Source organism: Bradyrhizobium sp. YR681 (assembly GCF_000282615.1).
Taxonomy (GTDB): Bacteria; Pseudomonadota; Alphaproteobacteria; order Rhizobiales; family Xanthobacteraceae; genus Bradyrhizobium.
Map to the genome: position 1 here is coordinate 12,739 of NZ_AKIY01000054.1, position 19,914 is coordinate 32,652.

General features: G+C 65.4%; 16 protein-coding genes. 10 read left to right on the top strand and 6 right to left on the bottom strand.

Going from position 1 to position 19,914, the window contains the following annotated elements; genetic code table 11:
* Positions 1 to 73: 73 nt before the first annotated feature.
* Entirely contained in the window at positions 74 to 367 is a 294-nt protein-coding gene (locus PMI42_RS07245; RefSeq protein WP_008132108.1) for a hypothetical protein, read from the bottom strand.
* 520 nt (positions 368 to 887) lie between these two features.
* Between PMI42_RS07245 and PMI42_RS07250 the strand changes: the two genes are divergently transcribed.
* From PMI42_RS07250 to PMI42_RS07280, 7 genes are all read left to right on the top strand, one after another.
* Complete coding sequence (locus PMI42_RS07250; RefSeq protein WP_008132110.1) at positions 888 to 2,996, top strand: tyrosinase family protein; 2,109 nt, start codon at positions 888 to 890, stop codon at positions 2,994 to 2,996.
* 35 nt (positions 2,997 to 3,031) lie between these two features.
* A complete protein-coding gene (locus PMI42_RS07255; protein WP_008132112.1) occupies positions 3,032 to 5,296 on the top strand; it encodes a LodA/GoxA family CTQ-dependent oxidase in 2,265 nt (754 codons plus the stop codon).
* Entirely contained in the window at positions 5,293 to 5,709 is a 417-nt protein-coding gene (locus PMI42_RS39985; protein WP_008132114.1) for a hypothetical protein, read from the top strand. The genes PMI42_RS07255 and PMI42_RS39985 overlap by 4 nt, the downstream gene beginning before the upstream one ends.
* Before the next feature lie 2 nt (positions 5,710 to 5,711).
* Positions 5,712 to 6,857 (top strand): NAD(P)/FAD-dependent oxidoreductase, encoded by a 1,146-nt coding sequence (locus tag PMI42_RS39990; protein WP_283805795.1) that lies wholly within the window; start codon positions 5,712 to 5,714, stop codon positions 6,855 to 6,857.
* A 10-nt stretch (positions 6,858 to 6,867) separates the two neighbouring features.
* On the top strand, positions 6,868 to 9,072 hold the full coding sequence (locus PMI42_RS07270) for a multicopper oxidase family protein (RefSeq protein ID WP_008132120.1): 2,205 nt from the start codon (positions 6,868 to 6,870) through the stop codon (positions 9,070 to 9,072).
* A 29-nt stretch (positions 9,073 to 9,101) separates the two neighbouring features.
* Positions 9,102 to 9,749 (top strand): DJ-1/PfpI family protein, encoded by a 648-nt coding sequence (locus PMI42_RS07275; RefSeq protein ID WP_008132122.1) that lies wholly within the window; start codon positions 9,102 to 9,104, stop codon positions 9,747 to 9,749.
* A 109-nt stretch (positions 9,750 to 9,858) separates the two neighbouring features.
* Positions 9,859 to 10,050 (top strand): hypothetical protein, encoded by a 192-nt coding sequence (locus tag PMI42_RS07280; RefSeq protein WP_035964785.1) that lies wholly within the window; start codon positions 9,859 to 9,861, stop codon positions 10,048 to 10,050.
* A gap of 52 nt (positions 10,051 to 10,102) precedes the next feature.
* Here PMI42_RS07280 and PMI42_RS07285 read toward each other — a convergent pair whose 3' ends face one another.
* Entirely contained in the window at positions 10,103 to 10,327 is a 225-nt protein-coding gene (locus PMI42_RS07285) for a hypothetical protein (protein ID WP_008132124.1), read from the bottom strand.
* 252 nt (positions 10,328 to 10,579) lie between these two features.
* Between PMI42_RS07285 and PMI42_RS07290 the strand changes: the two genes are divergently transcribed.
* Positions 10,580 to 10,897: a DUF1476 domain-containing protein gene (locus PMI42_RS07290; protein WP_008132125.1), complete on the top strand. Its 318-nt coding sequence runs from the start codon at positions 10,580 to 10,582 to the stop codon at positions 10,895 to 10,897.
* Positions 10,898 to 10,914: 17 nt separating this feature from the next.
* Here PMI42_RS07290 and PMI42_RS07295 read toward each other — a convergent pair whose 3' ends face one another.
* Together PMI42_RS07295 and PMI42_RS07300 are read right to left on the bottom strand one after the other, a co-directional pair.
* Complete coding sequence (locus PMI42_RS07295) at positions 10,915 to 11,385, bottom strand: GNAT family N-acetyltransferase (RefSeq protein ID WP_008132126.1); 471 nt, start codon at positions 11,383 to 11,385, stop codon at positions 10,915 to 10,917.
* Positions 11,375 to 11,953, bottom strand: a complete 579-nt coding sequence (locus PMI42_RS07300; protein WP_008132127.1) for a TIGR00645 family protein — start codon at positions 11,951 to 11,953, stop codon at positions 11,375 to 11,377. Before PMI42_RS07300 ends, PMI42_RS07295 begins: the two co-directional genes overlap by 11 nt.
* A 172-nt stretch (positions 11,954 to 12,125) precedes the next feature.
* On the opposite strand from PMI42_RS07300, the gene PMI42_RS07305 reads away from it, so the two are divergent.
* Complete coding sequence (locus tag PMI42_RS07305) at positions 12,126 to 12,407, top strand: hypothetical protein (RefSeq protein ID WP_008132128.1); 282 nt, start codon at positions 12,126 to 12,128, stop codon at positions 12,405 to 12,407.
* 27 nt (positions 12,408 to 12,434) lie between these two features.
* Here PMI42_RS07305 and PMI42_RS40630 read toward each other — a convergent pair whose 3' ends face one another.
* On the bottom strand, positions 12,435 to 12,563 hold the full coding sequence (locus PMI42_RS40630; RefSeq protein ID WP_008132129.1) for a hypothetical protein: 129 nt from the start codon (positions 12,561 to 12,563) through the stop codon (positions 12,435 to 12,437).
* Between the two features lie 805 nt (positions 12,564 to 13,368).
* Here PMI42_RS40630 and PMI42_RS07310 point away from each other — a divergent pair.
* Complete coding sequence (locus tag PMI42_RS07310; protein ID WP_008132131.1) at positions 13,369 to 14,295, top strand: septal ring lytic transglycosylase RlpA family protein; 927 nt, start codon at positions 13,369 to 13,371, stop codon at positions 14,293 to 14,295.
* A gap of 47 nt (positions 14,296 to 14,342) precedes the next feature.
* Here PMI42_RS07310 and PMI42_RS07315 read toward each other — a convergent pair whose 3' ends face one another.
* Positions 14,343 to 19,613 (bottom strand): IPT/TIG domain-containing protein, encoded by a 5,271-nt coding sequence (locus PMI42_RS07315; protein ID WP_008132132.1) that lies wholly within the window; start codon positions 19,611 to 19,613, stop codon positions 14,343 to 14,345.
* Positions 19,614 to 19,914 lie beyond the last annotated feature (301 nt).

Here is a 19,914-nt window from a genome sequence, read left to right on the forward strand (position 1 = left end):
CGCCTCGGAACGGGCGTGAGCTACTGCGCGTCGTGGTGCAGACGAAGCGATCGCGCCGGTTCACGCAGCTTTGCTAATTGGCGGTGCTGCCGCTCTTGGCCTTGGACGAGTGCTTCACAGCCGGCTTGGCCGGCGCGGCCGACTTCTTCAACGCATCATCGCCGCGGGCAGCTCCCCACGGATCGACCGGCTTCTGGTCCGGAACATTGCTGAGGGAGCGTTGATAGGCGCGCTCAGCCCGAGCGTCGTCCGCCTTTTGCGACTCCGTCTTCTCCTTGGGCTGTTCGCCATACTGTTGAACATGGTCCTGCGCCAACGCGGGGGCGGCGATCAGGGCAAGCATGACGGCGACGGCGATTTTGAGCATCAAGCAACTCCCGGTTCTGCGACGAGCATAGCACCGCGCCGATCGCGGCAGCAACGCAGACGAGCGTGAGTTGGGGGTGACGACGATCAGCATGGCGATGTCATCCCGGTTGATCGTGGAGTCCGCGGGCCCTGCGGGCAAGGGACGGCGTGGCGACCAATTTCGGAATAATAGCATTATGCCACTGTTTTGCCCGACGTGTCAAACGGCTTCGCGGGGCGGGACGCCCAAGCCGTTGATTTCAGGCGCATCGGCTACTGTGCATGGGGTTGTTTTCCAAAATCATGGCGGGGCAGGCGGCCCGCGGAACGAATCCGACCGAACCGGTCAAAGACGAGCTCATTCGCGAGCTCAGCCCGGAGTCTCTCCATCCATCTCGGTTGTATGAAATAGATCACGCTACCTCGCAAAAATATTCGCCGGCCGCCGCGGCGTGAAGGTGCGTGTTTTCGTGACATCACCCAAAAGTTGTGATTAGTCTCCGGCCGCCTTCTTCGTCTGGCATGCCCCGGGGGCTGGAATGGACACCGAAGCACTGACCGTCGCTTATGCGCGTGTGAAGGCGATCCTGGATGAAGCCGCCGGCGACAGCACCGCTGACTATGGTGGCGCAGGCCGGTTTTGGGACAACGGCGCGGCGGCGCTGGAGGCGGCCGAGATCTTCGGCATCAAGATGGTTGCGCCGGTGCCGGAGGGCCATGCCTGCTGCATCCCGCCGCATGCGCGCAGTGACGCATCCGGATTGATCAAGGGCTTGCGCGGCGACGCGCCGTTCGACGGCGGCCGGTTCCCGGCGCTGCCGTGGGGCGGCCACGCCGTCGCGCCCGGGGATATCGATCGCATCGTCGACTGGATCGACGCCGGCTGCCCCGACGATGCGACCAGCGTTGCGGTCGAGCTTGCGCCCGGCAAGCCGGCGAGGCCAGTGACGGTGAAGATCAGCGAGATTGCCGAATTCGCGGAAGCCGCCGACGGCTATTCGCCGGCCGCGGGCGTCGGCGAGCCCAGGCGGCGCATGAACATCGACTGCATGAGCGAGCCGCAGCTCGATCGCCTGCGCAGCGGCTTTCGCCAGCTCTATGCGCTCAATCGCTGGCCCGAGGACCGGCGCAGCTACAACAACCAGGCGCTGGTCCACCAGAATCATTGTCAGCACGGCTGGGAGCGCTTCCTGCCCTGGCACCGCGCCTATCTCTACGAGTTCGAGCAGAACCTCCAGGACTTCGAGCCCGGCCTGATGCTGCCGTACTGGGACTTCACCATGCCGGAGTATCGGCCGGACGAGCCGCAGAACGGCCGCATCATCCCGACCTCGATGAAGGCGTTCCTCACCGGGGAGGCGGCCGAGACGCTGGTGGCGGCGCTCGACCCCGCACCGACCGCGGCGCAGAAGAAGGCGATCCTCGCGCTCGCGAGCGACCGCGTCTATTTTACCTCGCAGCACAGTTTCTTCTGTTACCTGATCGGGACGATCGGCTACTCGGCCGTGACGCCCGATCCCGGCAACCCGAACCGCCAGCGCTTCATCGATGCGCTGCTGATGTCGAACTCGCTCTGGTATCCGCTGCGCTATCCCGCCGAATATGCCGGCGGTGGCACGATCAACCAGGTCATCCACTATCATTACCCCTCGGCCGACGACATCGCCCAGATCCTGAGCCTGAACAATTTCCGCGATTTCGGCGGCGGCAGCATCTACGACGCGGCGTTCGGCTTCCTCGACCAGAACCCGCACAACACCATGCACATCTGGACCGGCGGCCAGAATCCGGATGCGGGGCAGGCAGCCTATGTCTGCAAGGGCGGGCCGACCGCGACGGGAACGACGCCGCAGCCGGGCGCCGAGACCGAACGCCTGCGGTCGCTGACGACGCGCCGCAACAGCGCCGCGCAGGTCGGCGGCCGTCGCTTCCATGCCCGCTCGGATCTGTATTCCCAGCCCGATCTCGGCGACATGTTCAGCAATCTGACCGCGTCCTACGATCCGGTGTTCTGGCCGATCCACGTCAACATCGATCGCATCTGGTGGGAGTGGCAGAAGCTCAATCCGAACGCGTTGCCGGCCGATCTGGATTCCGTGCTGTCGCCGTGGAACTACACCATCCGCGACACGCTCGACATCGCGCCGTTCGGCTACGAATACGTCCGCAGCTCGCATTTCATGCCGGTCGGCCTCGAAGCACCGGTCAGCCGCTTCGTGTCGCAGCCGATCACCGTGCCGACGGCGGCGCGCAGCTTCAAGCGCGCGGAGATCCGCCTGCACCAGGTGCCGCAATTGATGCGCTCCTGCTTCGTGCGCGCCTTCCTGAACGAGCCCGGCGCCGACGCCTCGACGCCGATCAAGGGCAACCCGCATTACGCCGGCTACATCTCGATCTTCGGGCACGGCGCCTGCTACGGCGGTCCCGGTCATTGCGATATCCCGCCGCCGCAGCCGCGGCGCTTCGACCAGCGCGGACGCAGCCACAACACGCCGCGCAACCACCGGATCGACGTCACCGAGGCGGCGAGGCAGGCGCTCAAGAAGAAGGGCCCCTTGCAGATCACGCTGGTGGTGATCGGCGGCGATTACCAGGAGGAGAGGGAGCTTCTGAAGCTCGAGGGCGTGTCGATCAATTTCCTGGATTGAGCAAATTCCTGGATCTGGAAGGTGGCGGGGAAGTCATGGCGACGTATCGAATCCATCCGGGCATCGGCATCGCGCGCCTGGGCAACAGCGACACCGAATTCTACCTTGCACCGGAAACGCCCGCCGCGCTGCCGCTCGCCTGCGACGGTTTCGGCAATCCCCTGCACGGCCCGGATGGCGTCACGCCGGTTCCGGTCAAGACGTTCAAGGATGCGCATGGCCGCATCAAGCGCCAGGCCGCGCGCTTCCAGATCTTCGTCTATGACGATGAGTCTCCCGAAGGCAGGCCGCTGGCGCTCGGCGATGACGTCGAGGGCGGCGGCAATCACGGCGTGCTGGTCGACATCCAGTGGCGCGTCTATGTCGCCAACAAGAAGGCCTCCTGGTATCCCTTCACCGAGCTCAAGGGCGAGCATGGCTACGCCCAGGGCAGCGCGCGCCGCAATGCCGACATCACCGGCCAGGACCGCGATCTCCTGATCATCGATCCGGGCCCGCGCAGCGTGAATGCGACCACCAACCGGCGTGCTCATTTCGACCGCTCCGGCGGCCCCGGCAGCTATGCCACCACCTTTCCGCCGAAGGGGCTCCAGCCGTTCGACATCGATACGCTCGGCGAGATGATGACCGACAACAAGGGCCGTCTGATCGTGCTCGGCGGCCACGGCAATTCGGGCATGGACGTCAGCGGCAGCTTTGGTCCCAAGATCGAGGACTACGCCAACACCGACGGCTGGTATGACGACATCTCCGACGGCCCGGTGATGGCGCGGCTGATCATGTATTCGAAACAGGTCGGCCAGACCCGCTACGTCGACGTCGAGTTTCCGGCCTGGGTGGTGGTCGGCTATCCGCGCTTCGCGCCTCAGATCCTCGACATGATCACGATGGACGAGGTGCTGTACGATCTCTATGTGCGCCAGTTCGCCACCGACACCGGCATCTACGGCATCCTCGGCACCTATGACGATCCGCAAGCGATCCCGTTTCGTGACGAGGCGGCGCTGCGCCACTGGCAGGCCGGGCGCCTCGCATGGAATCGCAATTACCGGCCATGGTTCTATCGCGACATCTGGCCGATCCTGTTCCGGCCGGACGAGTTTCGCTATCTGAACGACATCCTTCAGCAGTCGAACTATCCGCACGACCAGGCGCAGCGCGGCACGTTCGATCCCAGCAAGCTCTCGCAGACACCGCGGCGCGCGACGCGGCCGACCGAGACCGAAACACCATCGGATGCGCCGCTGCGCGATGCGAGCCAGGGCGAGGCGGTCATGGCGGTCGCGGCGGTCGCAGGTCCGGCGCACCACGCCAAGGCCGACGATCCCTACGGGCCGATGCGCCGCTTCCTGTTCGATCTGTTGCGTCGCGCCGGGGAGGCGAACGCGTTCCAGGTGCAGGACCGCGCGTCGTCGCGCGTCCATTCGCTGCCGCTGATGCCGCTCTTGTGCGGCGACAATCCGCTGACCAACGAGACGCCGTCGAAATTCCTGCATCTCACCGAGTACCAGCTCTTCATCCTCGGCCAATGGGCGCGCGGCTGGTTCATCAACGAGAAGGAGGAGGGCTGGCTGCCGAAGGGCTATTCGCCGTTCGAGCCATATCCGAAGACGCCGCCGAAGACCGGTCGCGAGCTTGACCGCGGCGTGCTCAGCAACGTGCTGGGCGGCGCGTTCTGTCCCGGCGGCGAGCTCGGCTGGGTGATGCGCAATCCGTCGATCTACTGGGCACCGTATCGCATCAACGCCGATCGCAGCGTCTCGGATTTCCTCCAGAGCGCCGCCCAGGCCAATCAGTCTGGAGGCAGCGTGATCGCCGACCCGACCTTCAGCGTGGAGTCGCCGCTCAGCCAGGACAACGATTTCGAGACCGGCCTCCAGCCGGGCGATCTCACCAAGTACATGGGATTGCCCTGGCAGTCCGATTTCAACGAGTGCACGACGCAGCCGATCAACATCACCTACGCCGACTGGAACAACCTCTATCCCGGCAGCGACAATGACGAGCGGTTGCGCCGTGACGAGAAGACCTGGACCACCCTGTGGTGGCCGGCGCATCGGCCGTTGCAGTCGTTCGAGATCGCCTCGGTCTCGAACGGAAGCCCCAATTACGTCTGGACCACCTGGAGCCGCGGTGTCCCGCAGACACCGGTCGGCGACCTCAAGATGGTCACCGAGTGGGCGCGGCTCGGTTTCATCGTGCGCAATCCCTATCAGCCGGGCGCCAAGTCGGCCGACGACCTCACCTACAAGTACATCAGCGTCGAGCGAACCGCCGATCCCAAAAGCGAGGCATCATGAGCGACAATCCATTCGTCGGAAACTGGACGTATCGCAGCCTGCTCAACGATCCCGACGTCAACACGGCCTTCAACAATCTCGAATTCGGCCGTGGCACGATCGAGATCGTGACCGCGCCGATGCAGCTCCTGGTCGGCACGATCGGCGGCCCGGGCTGGTCGCTCGCCCTGAAGGGATCGCGCGCCTACGGCTCGCCGATGCAGGTGCGCTTCCAGGGCACCGGCGTCGTCGGCGGCGAGGAGTGGATCTACGATTATTGGGGCTCGCTGGTCCCGGCCTGGCCCAATGGCGTCGACGAGCGCCCGGCCATCGTCGGCTCGGTGATCCGCACCATCCCGCACAGCGGCGGCTCACCCGGCACGGTGGCGCCGGCCGGCGTGGTGGCGTCGTTCTACGCCGTCCGGGCCGACTGACCTTGGCCGCGTTCGACATCATCGTTGCAGGCGCAGGACCTGCGGGCGCTGCCGCAGTCCGCGCGCTTGCGATGTGCGCACCGGAGCTTCGGGTGGCCGTGATCGCGCCGGACCAACGGCGCGGGCGCGCGCAGGAAGAAGGTCAAGGACGAGGCCAGGGAAGAGGCGAGGTGTTGTCGCCGCTGGTCCAGCCGGTGCTGCGCCAGCTCGGCTTGTGGCCCGCTTTCGTGGCGCAGGGGTTTTCGCCGTCGCATCGGACGCTCACCGCGTGGGACGAGGCTGGCCTGACCTCGAGCGAATTGCTGCTCGAGGCGCGCGGGCCGTCATGGCGCGTCGATCGTCCGGCGTTCGACGGCTGCATCGCGATGGAAGCCTGCCGTGCCGCGGCGCGCGTCGATGCAAAAGTCTCTCAGATCGAACGCGAGGAAGACGGCTGGTCGGTCGCTTGTGACGACGGCAACAGCCATTCGGCCCGGCTGGTTATCGATGCCACGGGCCGCGCCCGCGCGCTCGCCGACCGCCGGGGCTCGCGCGCGAAAGTGCAGGACCGCCTGATCGCGGCCTATGCGGAGGCTGTAACGTCAGGACCGTCTGCCCCGGAACTGCTTGTCGAGGCTTTTGAGGATGGCTGGTGGTACACGCTGGCGCTGGGCGAGGGCCGGCGCGCCTTTGCCTGCATGACGGATTCCGATCTTGCCCGCGGCCTCAGGCTGAGCACGCCGGACGGTTGGCGCGCCGCGCTGGCGAAGACGCAATTCGTCGCGGCGGTGGCGAGCAAGGTGGTTCAATTCGAGCAGCCGCGCCTGCTCCCCGCCGGCAGCCGAACCGCCGCAAATGCGACAGGCTTCCGTTTTCTCTGCGCCGGTGATGCCGCAAGCGCGTTCGATCCGATTTCCGGCCATGGCGTCGTCAAGGCGATGCGCTCGGGCGTGTTTGCCGCCTATGCCGCCAGCGACTGTCTTGCGCGCGGAGATACCACAGCGCTCGACCGCTATGATTCCTGGGTCGCGCGCGAGGCGGCGGTCTACGCGACGACTCTGAGCGAGCATTACGGCAGCGTTTCGCGATGGGACGGGCGGCCGTTCTGGCAACGCCGGCGCGCCGACATGTCGTCGAGCAATTCTTTGAGCAGTCTCTCCGGACAATAGGGCGGACACCATGATGAAGAGCTTTGCGCGAATTGGTCTTGTCGTCGCCGCGCTCGGACCGAGCGTTTCGACATTTGCGGCGCCGGCCCCCCGTGCTTTCGAACCGCCGCCGACGCTGCCCGGACAGGGCGATGTGGTGCGTCTGGAGGCCGCAGTGGCCCCAGCCGTCGGCGGCTGCCGGCCGCAAGGGTCGATCTCGCGCAGCGGCTCGATCGTCTCCGTCGTGCTGAACTTCGTGCGCGGACGCTTCTTCATCAACAACCCCGACCCGACAGATCCGCAACCGGGCGGTCTCGATCCGGTCGAGCTGCGCTCCTATGGCGGCTGCAAGTCGGGGCCAGCGATCTTCGTCAAGCCGGGCGACACCTTGCGCGTCGACCTGATCAACCAGCTTTCGAAGGACGATCCGAGCTGCCTGCCCAATCCGCCAGCGGGTCTTGGCCTGCCGGCTTTGGTCGGATGCTTCAACACGACCAATCTGCACACCCACGGCCTGCATGTTTCGCCGGCGGGCAACAGCGACAACGTGCTGCTCAACATCGCGCCGCAGACGAAGTTTCCCTACGAGATCAACATCCCGAACGACCATCCGGCCGGCACGTTCTGGTACCACGCGCATCGCCACGGCTCGACGGCCGTGCAGGTGGCGAGTGGCGCCTCCGGCGTGCTCGTCGTGAAGGGCGAGCGGCCCTATACGCCGCCAACACCGCAGAATCCCAAGCCCCTCGCCGATATCGACACGGTGCTGCATGACGACAACGGCACGCCGCTGAAGGAGCAGCTCTTCCTGTTCCAGCAGATCGCTTACGCCTGCTTCCAGAACCAGCCAAACCAGCAGGGCGGCCCGTGGCAGCAGATCTACACCACGCAGGGGCTGTACAACGCCAACAGTCCCAACAACATCGCGAACGCGCCGTGGACGTGCCCGCTGCCGAGCAACGGCAATCCGGTCAGTCCGGGCGTCGTCGAGAATTTCGGCCTGCAACTGGACTCCTCCACGATCTGGGACACCAACGGTCGCTTCACCAGCGTCAATGGCATCGTGCAGCCGACGCTCACCGTACCGTCCGGTGAGATTCAGCGCTGGCGCTTCGTGCATGCCGGCATCCACGACACGGTCAACATTCAGCTCGTGCGCGCGACCCCGGTCGGCGCGACGAATCTGATCGCGACCTCGGCGCTGAGCGGCAATCGCCAACAGCAGAAGGCCGATCTTCTGGCGGCCTGCAACGCCTCGCCCTCCACGCTGATTCCGCAATTCGAGATTGCGAATGATGGTCTGACCCGCACGAAAGTCCGCACGATCCACGCCTCGCAAGTCGGCGGCGTGCTGGAATCGAACTACATGCAGCCCGGCTATCGCAGCGACGTCCTCGTCGTCTTTCCCTCGGACGGCGACTACTGCCTGCTCAACCAGGCCGCACCGCGGGCCGAGCGCGTCTCCAACGGCGGCGGCGGGCAGGGGCCGTCGACACCGCAATTGCTGGCTTACATCCATGTGCGCGGAGGCCAGCCCGTGACCGGCGATTTGCAGGCCTATGTCGGCAAGGCGCTGTACGATGCCAATCCGTCGCTGCCGGATGCGGTCCGCACCGGACTGCGTGACGGCGATCTGCGGCCGTGGGCACCGTTTGAAAATCTCGCGCCGCCGGCGGCCGGCAGCCAGGAGCAGCAGGCTGCCTTCGCGATCAATTTCCCGGCCTTCACGGTCAACAACAAATCATACGATCCCGACGTGGTGAACTTCACGCGTGAGGTCAACACCACGGACGATTGGCTGCTCAGCGCGCAAGGTGAGCCGCATATCTTCCATATCCACGTCAATCCGTTCCAGGTGATCGACGTCGTCACCACCAACGCCAATGGTCAGCAGATCTCGATCTACAATGCCGACGGCACCTGCAAACCGGACATCGTGTACGCCGACAAGCAGCAACTGGCGAACCAGTATTGCGGCATGTGGCACACATTCCGCGACACGGTCATCGTCGAGAACAACTATCAGATCCGGGTCAGGACGCGGTACGACCGTTACATCGGCGAGTACGTCCTGCATTGCCACATCCTCGACCACGAGGACGCGGGCATGATGGCCAACATCGCCATCGTCCCCGATCTCAACGCGCCGGGCGGCGGGCTCGGGATGGCCGGCATGCGTCACGCCAGGCCGACGGCCACACCGGCATCGGCGCCCGCCGCGGGTCACAAACATTGAGCGCGGCCAGCGCGGGGAGGGGGCGGGCGATGAAGATCGGAATCCCGGTTTACGACGGCGTCGACATGCTCGACGTCGCCGGCCCCTTCGAAATGTTCGACTGGGCCAATTTCGATGTCGAGCTCGTTGCCGCAAAGCCCGGATTGAAACGTTTTCGCAACCGGGGTTTTCCGTTCGAGGTCGCAAAATCCTTCGCGGACAGTGCCCAATACGATGCCGTCTGGATTCCGGGCGGAGACCCTGCTGCGCTCACCGAGATCATCAACGATCCACTCCGGAACTATTTCCACTTTTTGACCAGGCAGGCTGCCGGAGCGAAGTACATGTGCTCGGTCTGCGAGGGAGCCATGCTGTTCGCCGCGTCCGGTCTTCTCGACGGCTACTGGGCCACGACGCATTGGGCCTTTCTGCAATGCTTCCCGACCTACTTCCCGAACGTGAAGATTGCCGACGGTCATCCGCGTTTCGTGCTGGATCGCAATCGCCTGACCGGAGCCGGTATTTCGGCAGGCCTGGACGAGGCGCTGATGCTGATCACCCTGCTCGGCGGCACGGAGCTGGCGCGCGAGGTTCAGCAAAACACCCAATACTATCCGGATCCGCCGGTTCGAAGCGCGATCCCGCCCACGCCGCAATGTCCACTTGTCGGTGTAAAATTGCCGGAGGCGCAGCGCTAGGCCGGGCCGGCGATTATTGAGCTAATTATCTGATATTTCGAGATTTAACCGGCTGTAACGGCCTGGTTCAGTTCGTGGAACTGTTTCGCCGCGTCTGCGTTGTCTAGCCATGACTGAAGACCTTTCCTTTCGACGCAAACCCCTGACCCCCGAACAGCGCCAGGCGCGCGATGCGGCACGCCGGATCGAGGCCGAAAAGGCCATGCGCGATCACGAAGAGGCGCAGAAGGCGTTTTACGCCAACAAGGAGCGGCTGCGAGCCGAACGGCTCGCGCGCGAAGCGTCAACGGCAAAAGCCTGAGCGAACGCGCGCACCGCTGCAATATCGCCTGAGGTGTGTCCCCGGACCGGCCCTAGTGCCGGTTGGACATCCGCGTCGTGCTCAGGGCGAGCTTGAGTGCATGGACCGCGCCTGCGAACGCGCCACGGGGCGATTGCGCCTCGATCGCTTCGGCGGCAATGCGGCAATCGTCGGCGACCTTGAGCAATCCGCTTCGGGTCAGGTCCATGGTGGAGAGGGCGGCCTGCTCCAGGCAGAGGCGTTCCAGCCGTCGAAACTCGCGCAGCTCTCTGTTCATGCGTCAGCTCTCGATGTCCCCCGCGCCATGCGGCGCTGAGTCTGCTTAACGAATGGTGAATATCCGCGTAGCGGGTCTGGCTGGCGTGGGGCTGGCGGCTGTGGCGCGCGCGTCAAGCCTGGCGCGACCGGCAGGCTTGACGGCGTCTGCCTTCCGCCGGAAGCTTCAAATGATCCTCAACTGACGTGAATGACGGAGACGATCGCTCCCGGCAAGTTCGATTCCCATCAGCGAAACGCAATGGAGCTGACCATGACCACGTTCGACAAGCGCGAGCAGGGCTTTGAAGCCAAATTCGCCCATGACGAGGAGCTCATGTTCAAGGCCACGGCCCGGACCAACAAGCTGCTCGGGCTCTGGGCCGCCGAACGGCTCGGCCTCAGCGGCGATGCCGCGGCGAGCTACGCGACGACGCTGGTGACGGACAATCTGGAGCGCCAGACGATCGATGAGGTCGTGGGCAAGGTCTCTGGCGATCTCGCCGGCAGCGGCGTGTCGCGTGAGCAGGTCGCCCAGAAGTTTCAGGAGTGCCTGCATCAGGCCGTTCAGCAGCTCGAGGCCAAAGCCTGAGCGGCGCGCAGCCGCGCTCACAGCTCCATGTAGACGATCTCGATCGGCTCGCCGCCGAGGCCGTGAGAGAACTGCCCTCTGCCTGTGCTTCTGAAGCCGTAACGCTGGTAGAAGGCTTTGGCGTTGATCGTGGCTTCGAGACGGATAGGCCCGTCATGTCCCAAGCGCGCCTGGGCGACGCCGATGTCGAGCAATCGCTGTCCGAGCCCGGAGCCGGCCGCCTCGGGCAGGACGAACAGCCTAGTGACCTCGCCGGGCTCGGCATCGACGAAGCCGATGACGACGCCGTTACGAAGGCAGACGGTCATTCGCCCCTTGGCAATCAGGTCTTCGTAGAATCGGGGTGTCCGCTCGCCCATCCAGTTCTCGATCTGCGCCGGCGAATAGCATCCGCGCGCCAGACCGGCGATCGAGGCCCTTGTGATGTCGAACACCGCTCCCGCGTCGTCCGGACGCGCCGTCCTGAACGACACCTCGTCACTCGGCATGTTTGCGCATTCCTGAGTCGCTGAGCTTGTCGACATAGGCGATGCCGATCGCCGAGGCGATGAAGGTGAGGTGGATCAGGACCTGCCACATCACGCCGGTCTCGGTGAAGCCGGCGCGGTTCGAGCCGAGATTGCCGGCCTCGATGAAGGTGCGCAGCAGCGCGATCGAGGAGATGCCGATGATGGCCATGGCGAGCTTGATCTTCAGGACGCTCGCATTGACGTGGCCGAGCCATTCCGGCTCGTCGGGATGCCCCTGGAGATCGAGCCGCGAAACGAAGGTCTCGTAGCCGCCGACGATGACCATCACGAGCAGGTTGGAGATCATCACGACGTCGATCAGCGCCAGCACGCTCATCATGATCTGCTGCTCGGTGAGATCGATCGCGTGCCAGGACAGATGCCAGAGCTCCTTGAGAAACAGCACGATGTAGACGCATTGCGCCACGATCAGCCCGAGATAAAGCGGCAATTGCAGCCAGCGCGAGCCGAAGATGATCATCGGCAGCAGGCCGAGGCGCGGCGAGGGCGGGCGGGCTTCGGTGGTTGGTGCAGGCTCAACCGACATGCGGGCAGCATCCTCGCGCGCTGAGATGATCTCGCTCTCATGTAGCCCGGCAAGATGGCCGGTGGAAGACGCGAGGCGCGGTCGGGGTCTTTCGCGGCCGGCGCCGTCTCGTGTTACCGTGAAGAACGGCCGTTGCGGGAATGGTGGACGGCTTCGATCGAGAGGAGCGGACGTGTCTTGCAGCGGCTTCGGCGGTCGGCTCGGCCTGGTCACGCTTGCGGCCGCGATCCTGGTTGGCGCCGAGGTGTCGGCGACGCCGCTGACGCCGTTTCGCTACGAGGCGCAGGCGCAACGCCATTGTCCGCGTGACCGGGTGGTCTGGCTGGATTTCAGGAAAGGCGTCTATTACGCCAGGGGCCAGAGGCGGTATGGCCAGGGATTTGACGGCAGCTTCGTCTGCCTGGGAGAAGCCCGCGACAGCTCCTACCGTCGTTCGCTGTTGGGCTTGCGCTGAGCGGCGCGCCAGGCCGCTCGCGCCTCGCTATTTCTGGCCCGGCAGCTTCACCGGGACGTGCGCGGAGGTGCTGATGACCCGGGGGCTTCCGTCGGGATAGGTGCGATCACCGCGGATCAGCGATTCCAGGACCAGGAAAAATTTCTCGGCAAGCATTTGCGTCACCTTCGTTGGTGATGGCCTCTTGAAATGAGTCGAGGCGTCGAATGCGGAAATTCAATCAACTAAAAGCGAGTACCGCAATCCAAATCGGATCGCGTGCTGCGTCGCGGCGTAGTTGCGGTTAGAAATGAGGAAAGGCGTGCTGGTGCTCAGCCGAAGGCCAGCGCCACGAGGCTCGAGCAGAGAAGGATCAGGCCGCTGGCGGTCAATGCCAGGAAACCATCGGATACGAAGTCATGATTGCGCATGGGACACCTGCCGCTCTCGTCTTCGATGCTCGGTCGGATTGATTAAAATTGTCCGAACGTGCCGCCGTGAAAGAGGTGATGCTTGCCGTCCGCGCGACTGCCCTCAGGCCCTCGTGCGGTAACCTTCAAACGCATGGGCCAGGAAAATCCCCGCGCTTACCAGACCCATCAGTGCCGAAACCGTCTCGATCATCGTTAAATTCCAAATCCCGCCCTTGCAGGCGAGAAAGCGCTTGCGGCCTTGCACAGTCAAAAGAATTCCAGTGATTGTCGCGACAATGGGGGTGGAGTGAGGATTTGGCGCAACAGAATGTCCAGGAGTGGCACAGAGCAGCGGGGCGCGCTCCGTAGATCAACGGGGAGAAGCGAACGCGCCGTTTACCATCCCGGCGTGTTCGCTGTGGGCTCCCCATTTCCGCCGTGTTCGGGTTGCGTTATCCTTACTGCGTTCGACGCGGTGGTGGGCCGCCTCGGATTGGATGACCGGACAGCGCTTTCCCCGTAGCCAAAGCGGGTTGGGTACGCCTCCGGCGAAATGGTGTTTGGGGCGAATGGGGATCCGACGGTCAGATTCGGTTTTGCGGGCCGCGCGTGGTCTTGCGGCGGCAGCAACCTGCCTCGCGCTCGCCAATTGCGCCTCCTCGAACAAATTCGCCAGCCGGGTCGATCCGAAATACGGCGTGTCCTCGAGCCCGCGGGTCGTGGCTTTGGGGGATCCGGTCCCGAAGGGCGGCGGCACCTACCGTGTTGGCAAGCCCTATGTAGTGGCCGGCAGGACCTACGTGCCGGAAGAGGACGTCAACTACCGCGCCGAAGGCATGGCGTCCTGGTACGGGGATGATTTCCACGGCCGGCTGACCGCCAATGGCGAGGTGTTCGACATGGGCTCGCTGACGGCGGCGCATCCGACCCTGCCGATGCCGTCCTATGCGCGGGTGACCAATATCTCGAACGGCAAGTCGCTGATCGTCCGCGTCAATGACCGCGGGCCCTATCACGGCAACCGGCTCATCGACGTCTCGAACAAAGCCGCCGAACTGCTTGAATTCAAAGGCAATGGCGTCGCCAAGGTCCGCGTCGAATATGTCGGCCGGGCGCCGCTCGAAGGCTCCGACGACCGCCAGCTGATGGCGACCTTGCGGACCGGGATCCCGGCGCCGTCGCCCTCGATGGTCCGGGTCGCCTCGGCACGGCCCTTCGTGCCGGAGCTGCCGTCATCCAATCGCGGTGCGATCAGGGGCGAGGTCCCGATGCCGGAGGGGCGGCCCTATAGCCTCGGCAACACGTCCGCCGACGTCGCCTCGATCAATGCGACCTCTGAGATGTCGGCCTCGAGCCGCAGCCGGGGCCGGGCGCTCCAGAATGCCCGGCAGGTGTCCTATGACCAGGACGGGCGCTATGCGTCCGACAGCGCTCCCGACGCTTCTGACGGTGTCGCCGAGGCCCGCGGCATCCTGAGCGGCCGCGGCCTCTACTAAGCCTGGACAATCGGTCAGCGGCAATACCCGTCGCTGGTAGCAGATGATCAGAACGGGATGCGCGCGCGTCCCGTGAAGGTCCAGATCTGCGTGTTGCCGCCGATGCCACCGAGCTCGGCACCGAAGCCGACCGTGGAGCCACCTGCGAGCCGCGCGCCGATGCCGCCCGTGACGCGCGCCGACCAGCCCTGGAGCAATGGCGTCGAAGCGAGCGGCAAGGCGCCGGCGGCGACGATCGCGGCAGCGTCGTCCTGGGTGAAGTAGTAATCGGCATAGACGCCGGCATAGGGCATCAGCAGCACGGTATCGAGCCACGGGATGGGATAGGAGACCCTGCTGCCGGCCGAGGCGCGGCCACTGGAGAAGGTGCGGGCGGCCTGCGAAGTGCCAAGCGAATCGACATAGGCGTTCTCACGCTCCCACAGCGCGTAAACCTTGGCCGACGGCTCGATATTGAAGTTTGCCCAATTGTAGCTGCCGGTGAAGCCGGTCGCGAGCATCCAGCGATTGCCGTTGAAATTGCCCTGGGCCGTGCCGGCAGTGCCGTCATAGCCGATGCCGGAATAGGTCACGGCCACGTCGTAGCGCAGCGTCGGAATGATCTTCCAGCCGAGATAGGCGCCGACGGTCCAGCCGTCGCCCTTCAGCTTTCCGTTGATGTCGGTCTGGGTGTAGCTGAAATTCTCGTAGCCGCCGACGACGCCGACCAGCAGGTCCGGTCGGGCCCGGTAGGTCAGGCCCGACAGGAGATTGATCTGCTGGCCGTAGAGCGTGGCCTGGTTCGCCCCCTGACCGATATTGCCGGACGAGCCCCAGCGGTCGATGCCAGTGCCGCGCACGTCGATCCAGAACAGCCAGTCCTTCTGCTCCTTGAAGCGCGCCGCCGGTGCCTTGGTCGGCGCCGCCCGGTCGATCGCGGCAAAGGCCTCGTTGATCCGCGAGGAGCCGCGCCCGCGGCCTCCGGAATAGGCGTTGGAGCCTTGAGAGGCGGATTGCTGATCGGATTTGGGCTTGTCGTCCTCATCGCCGTCGGGCGCGGCGGCGAAATTGACGCGCAGCCCGCCCGCGCCGGGCGTGATGTATTGCCCGCCCTCGCTAAAACCCTCGGAGATCGCGGTGTCGATCGATCCGGAGATCGCCTGTCCCGAGCTCTGCGCCACGATCTTGGTGACGTTGACCTGGAGCGCGCGCAGCTTGGCGCTGTCGGCGGGAATGTCGACCGACTGATTCAGGGCCGGCGAGGTCGAGGCGTTGAAGGCGGGGCTGCCGTTGTACTGCGCCGTGATGGTGTGATTGCCGACGGCAAGCGTTGTCGTCGCAAAGGTGGCGACGCCGGCCGACAGCGTTGACGTGCCGATCGGCGTGGTGCCGTCGAAAAATGTCACTGTGCCCGTCGGCGTTCCGCCGCTGCTGCCCACGGTTGCCGTAAACGTCACGGAGTCGCCGTAGCTGCTCGGATTCTTCGACGACGTGAGCGCGGTGGTGGTCGTCGCCGACAGATAGGTGAACCTGTCCGCGGCCGAGGTGGGCGAGGTTCCGCCGACCGTCGTCACGGTCACGTCAACCGTGCCGGCGCCGGCCGGCGAGGTCGCCGTGATCGAGGTTGCCGAATTCACCGTGAAGCTGGTCGCATTGTTCGCGCCGAATTTCACTGCGGTCGCGCCCGTGAAGCCGGTGCCCGTGATGGCCACGGATGTGCCGCCGATCGCGGATCCGGAGGTCGGCGAGATCGAGCTGACCGTTGGTGCCGGCGTGTAGCTGAATTGATCCGATGCCGACGTTGCGGATGTCCCGCCTGGCGTCGTCACGGTGACGTCGACCGTGCCGGCGCCAGTGGGCGATGTCGCGGTGATCGAGGTCGCTGAATTGACCGTGAAGCTGGTCGCATTGGCGGCGCCGAACTTCACAGCGGTTGCGCCGGTGAATGCGGTGCCGGTGATGGTGACCGACGTGCCGCCCGTCGTCGGGCCTGCATTCGGCGAAACCGACGTCACGGTCGGCGCTGCGGCGTAGGTGAATTGATCGGCGGCTGAGGCGGCCGACGTTCCGCCAGGTGTCGTGACGGTGAGATCAACGGTGCCGGTGCCCGCCGGCGATGTCGCGGTGATCGAGGTCGCGGAGTTGACCGTGAAGCCCGTTGCGTTCGTCGCCCCGAACTTCACGGCGGTCGCACCGGTGAAATTGGTGCCGGTGACAGTCACCGAGGTGCCGCCGGCGAGCGGACCGCCCGTCGGCGAGATCGACGTCACGGTCGGTGCGGCGAAATAGGTGAACTGGTCCGCCGCTGACGTCGGCGAGGTGCCGCCCGTGGTCGTCACCCTGACGTCGACCGTGCCGGTGCCGGCCGGCGATGTCGCGGTGATCGATGTGGCAGAGTTCACCGTGAAGCCCGTGGCCGCCGTTGCACCGAACGTTACGGCCGTTGCGCCGGTGAAATTGGTGCCCGTGATCGTGACCACCGTGCCGCCGGTCGCGGGCCCCGCCGTCGGCGAGATCGACGTGACCGCCGGCGTGGCGACATAGGTGAACTGGTCGGCGGCCGATGTCGCCGAGGTGCCGCCCGGGTTGGTCACGCGGAGGTCCACGGTGCCGGTCCCCGCGGGTGACGTCGCGGTGATCGATGTCGACGAATTGACCGTGAAGCTCGTTGCAGCGGTTGCGCCGAAGGTCACCGCCGTCGCGCCGGTGAATCCCGTGCCCGTGACGGTCACCACCGTGCCGCCGACCTGCGGGCCCGCCGTTGGCGAGATCGAGGTGACGGTCGGAGCGGAAATATAGGTGAATTGATCCGCAGCAGACGTTGCCGACGTCCCACCTACGGTCGTCACCCTGACATCCACGGTGCCGGTCCCGGCCGGCGACGTCGCGGTGATCTGGGTTGCCGAATTGACCGTGAACCCCGTCGCCGCCGTTGCGCCGAACGTCACGGCCGTTGCGCCCGAGAAATTGGCGCCGGTGATCGTGACCGTGGTACTGCCGGCGAGCGGGCCTGATGTCGGAGAGATCGAGGTGACCGAGGGAGCGCCGACATAGGTGAACTGATCAGCCGCCGATGTCGCGGACGTCCCGCCGCCGGTTGTCACCCTGACGTCCACGACGCCGGTGCCGGCCGGTGAGGTCGCGGTGATCGAGGTCGCCGAATTGAACGTGAAGCCGGCCGCCGCCGTCGCGCCGAAGGTCACGGCGGTGACGCCCGTAAAGTTGGTACCGGTGATCGTCACCACCGTGCCGCCAGCCTGCGGGCCCGCAGTCGGCGAGATCGAGGTAACGGTCGGGGTGGGGATATAGGTGAACTGGTCCGCCGCCGATGTGGCCGACGTGCCGCCGGTTGTCGTCACCCTGACGTCGACCGTGCCGGTTCCTGCCGGTGATGTCGCGGTGATCTGTGTCGCCGAATTGACGGTGAAGCCAGTCGCAGCCGTTGCGCCGAACGTCACGGCCGTTGCGCCGGACAAATTGGTGCCGGTGATGGTGACGGTGGTGCCCCCGGCACCCGGGCCCGATGTCGGCGAGATCGAGGTCACGGTTGGTGCGGGAACATAGGTGAATTGGTCGGCCGCCGAGGTGGCCGACGTTCCGCCCGCAGTCGTCACGGTGATGTCGACCGTGCCTGTGCCGGCCGGCGATGTCGCGGTGATCTGGGTTGCCGAATTGACGGTGAAGCCGGTCGCAGCCGTCGCGCCGAACGTGACCGCGGACGCGCCGGACAGGTTCGTGCCGGTGATGATCACAGTCGTGCCGCCGGTCTGCGGTCCCGATGTCGGCGAGATCGACGTCACGGTCGGCGGCGCGGCATAGGTGAACTGGTCCGCCGCCGAGGTCGCGGATGTGCCGCCGGGTGTCGTGACCCTGACGTCCACGGTGCCGGCGGCGCCGGCGGGCGCGGTCGCCGTGATCGATGTCGCCGAATTGAAGGTGAAGCCGGTGGCAGCCGTCGCGCCAAACGTCACGGCGGTGACGCCGGTGAAATTGGTGCCGGTGATCGTCACCGACGTTCCCCCGGCCGTGGGGCCTGTTGTCGGGGAGATCGAGGTGACTGTGGGGGCCGCAATGTAGGTGAACTGGTCCGCCGCCGACGTCGCCGAGGTGCCGCCCGCAGTCGTGACTCTGACGTCCACGGTGCCGGTCCCCGCGGGCGAGGTCGCGGTGATCTGGGTCGCGGAATTGACGGTGAAGCCGGTTGCCGCGGTCGCCCCGAACGTCACGGCGGTCGCGCCGGAGAGGTTTGTGCCGGTGATGGTCACGGTGGTGCCACCACCGCCCGGGCCCGTTGTCGGCGAGATCGAGGTGACAGTCGGCGCGGCGACATAGGTGAACTGGTCGGCGGCCGAAGTTGCCGACGTGCCGCCCACGGTCGTCACCGTGACATCAACCGTGCCCGTGCCTGCGGGCGAGGTGGCCGTGATCTGGGTATCGGAATTGACTGTGTAGCCCGTGGCATTGGTGGCGCCGAACTTCACGCCGGCAGCGCCACTGGTCGTGCTCAAGCCAGTACCGGTGATGATGACCGTCGTGCCGCCACCCGTTGGACCGGCGGTCGGCGTAATCGACGTCACGGTCGGCACGGGGACATAGGTGAACTGGTCCGCGGCCGAGGTCGGCGATGTCGAGCCGTTGGTGACGGTGACATCGACGGTGCCGGCGGAGCCGGCCGGTGCGGTTGCCGTGATCTGCGTATTGGAATTGACGGTGTAGCTCGTCGCGTTCGTGGCGCCGAACTTGACGCCGGCGGCGCCGGTCGTTCCGGTAAAGTTGGTGCCCGTGACGACCACCGACGTGCCGCCGGCCACCGGTCCTGATGTCGGCGAGATCGACGTCACCGTGGGGCTGGGCAGATTGATGGTGAACACGAACGCGGTGTTCGCGATCGAACTGCCGGTGCAGCCTCCGTTGAAATCGCTGCAGCCCGGCGCGTAATAGAGCGTGATCGAGTCCGCTCCGCCGCCGGTCTTGGCGTTCAGCGTGATGTCGATCTCGGCCTGGCCGGCGTTCGCGCTTTGACCGTTTTGATTCGGGTTGGTCGGATGAAATGTATAGGTCGCCTTCGCCGTCGTTGGATTGTAGTCGGCCGCTGTGAGCTGCTGGTTGCCGCCATTGGTGCCGCTCGAATTGGCGATCGGCGCATTGTAAAACGAATCCGTCCCCGCGACGGAATAAAGGCCCCATACAACGGAGTCATCGGCAGGGGCGGAGACCGTGCCGACAGTAAAACACAGGCGGTAGGTCTGGCCGACCGACGTGAAGTTGACCGTTACGCCGGATGTTGAGTTGGTCGTTTGATCGCAAGCCGCGTTCGCCGCGGCCATTGCGCCGAGCATCAAGACGGCCGCGATGCAGATGCGTTGAGCCGCCCGCCAGACAGAGCGCAATATCCGCGAAGGCATGGCTCCACCATCGCGTGCCGGGACCGCCAATTCCCCGATTATGTCTGGCACGGCCACCGCAATTGCGTGACTCACCGGCCCCCCTTGGCGGCAGCTCTCACCAGAGCATCCGCCTAAATCCCTGATTGTGAAATTATTCGCGTATATTGTTGCGTGCATTTGGACGAGACGCGCCGGGCAACGCAAGCGCGCAAGGCCCCCAAACTGCTGGAACCAAGTCGCGGGCACCACTTTC

Coding starts and splice junctions, on each gene's coding strand:
- PMI42_RS07270 (WP_008132120.1), top strand. CDS start 6,868: ATGATGAAGAGCTTTGCGCGAATTGGTCTTGTCGTCGCCGCGCTCGGA.
- PMI42_RS40630 (WP_008132129.1), bottom strand. CDS start 12,563: ATGCTTGCCGAGAAATTTTTCCTGGTCCTGGAATCGCTGATCCGCGGT.
- PMI42_RS07290 (WP_008132125.1), top strand. CDS start 10,580: ATGACCACGTTCGACAAGCGCGAGCAGGGCTTTGAAGCCAAATTCGCC.
- PMI42_RS07295 (WP_008132126.1), bottom strand. CDS start 11,385: ATGCCGAGTGACGAGGTGTCGTTCAGGACGGCGCGTCCGGACGACGCG.
- PMI42_RS07250 (WP_008132110.1), top strand. CDS start 888: ATGGACACCGAAGCACTGACCGTCGCTTATGCGCGTGTGAAGGCGATC.
- PMI42_RS07280 (WP_035964785.1), top strand. CDS start 9,859: ATGACTGAAGACCTTTCCTTTCGACGCAAACCCCTGACCCCCGAACAG.
- PMI42_RS07300 (WP_008132127.1), bottom strand. CDS start 11,953: ATGTCGGTTGAGCCTGCACCAACCACCGAAGCCCGCCCGCCCTCGCCG.
- PMI42_RS07285 (WP_008132124.1), bottom strand. CDS start 10,327: ATGAACAGAGAGCTGCGCGAGTTTCGACGGCTGGAACGCCTCTGCCTG.
- PMI42_RS07315 (WP_008132132.1), bottom strand. CDS start 19,613: ATGCTCGGCGCAATGGCCGCGGCGAACGCGGCTTGCGATCAAACGACC.
- PMI42_RS07255 (WP_008132112.1), top strand. CDS start 3,032: ATGGCGACGTATCGAATCCATCCGGGCATCGGCATCGCGCGCCTGGGC.
- PMI42_RS07310 (WP_008132131.1), top strand. CDS start 13,369: ATGGGGATCCGACGGTCAGATTCGGTTTTGCGGGCCGCGCGTGGTCTT.
- PMI42_RS39985 (WP_008132114.1), top strand. CDS start 5,293: ATGAGCGACAATCCATTCGTCGGAAACTGGACGTATCGCAGCCTGCTC.
- PMI42_RS07245 (WP_008132108.1), bottom strand. CDS start 367: ATGCTCAAAATCGCCGTCGCCGTCATGCTTGCCCTGATCGCCGCCCCC.
- PMI42_RS07275 (WP_008132122.1), top strand. CDS start 9,102: ATGAAGATCGGAATCCCGGTTTACGACGGCGTCGACATGCTCGACGTC.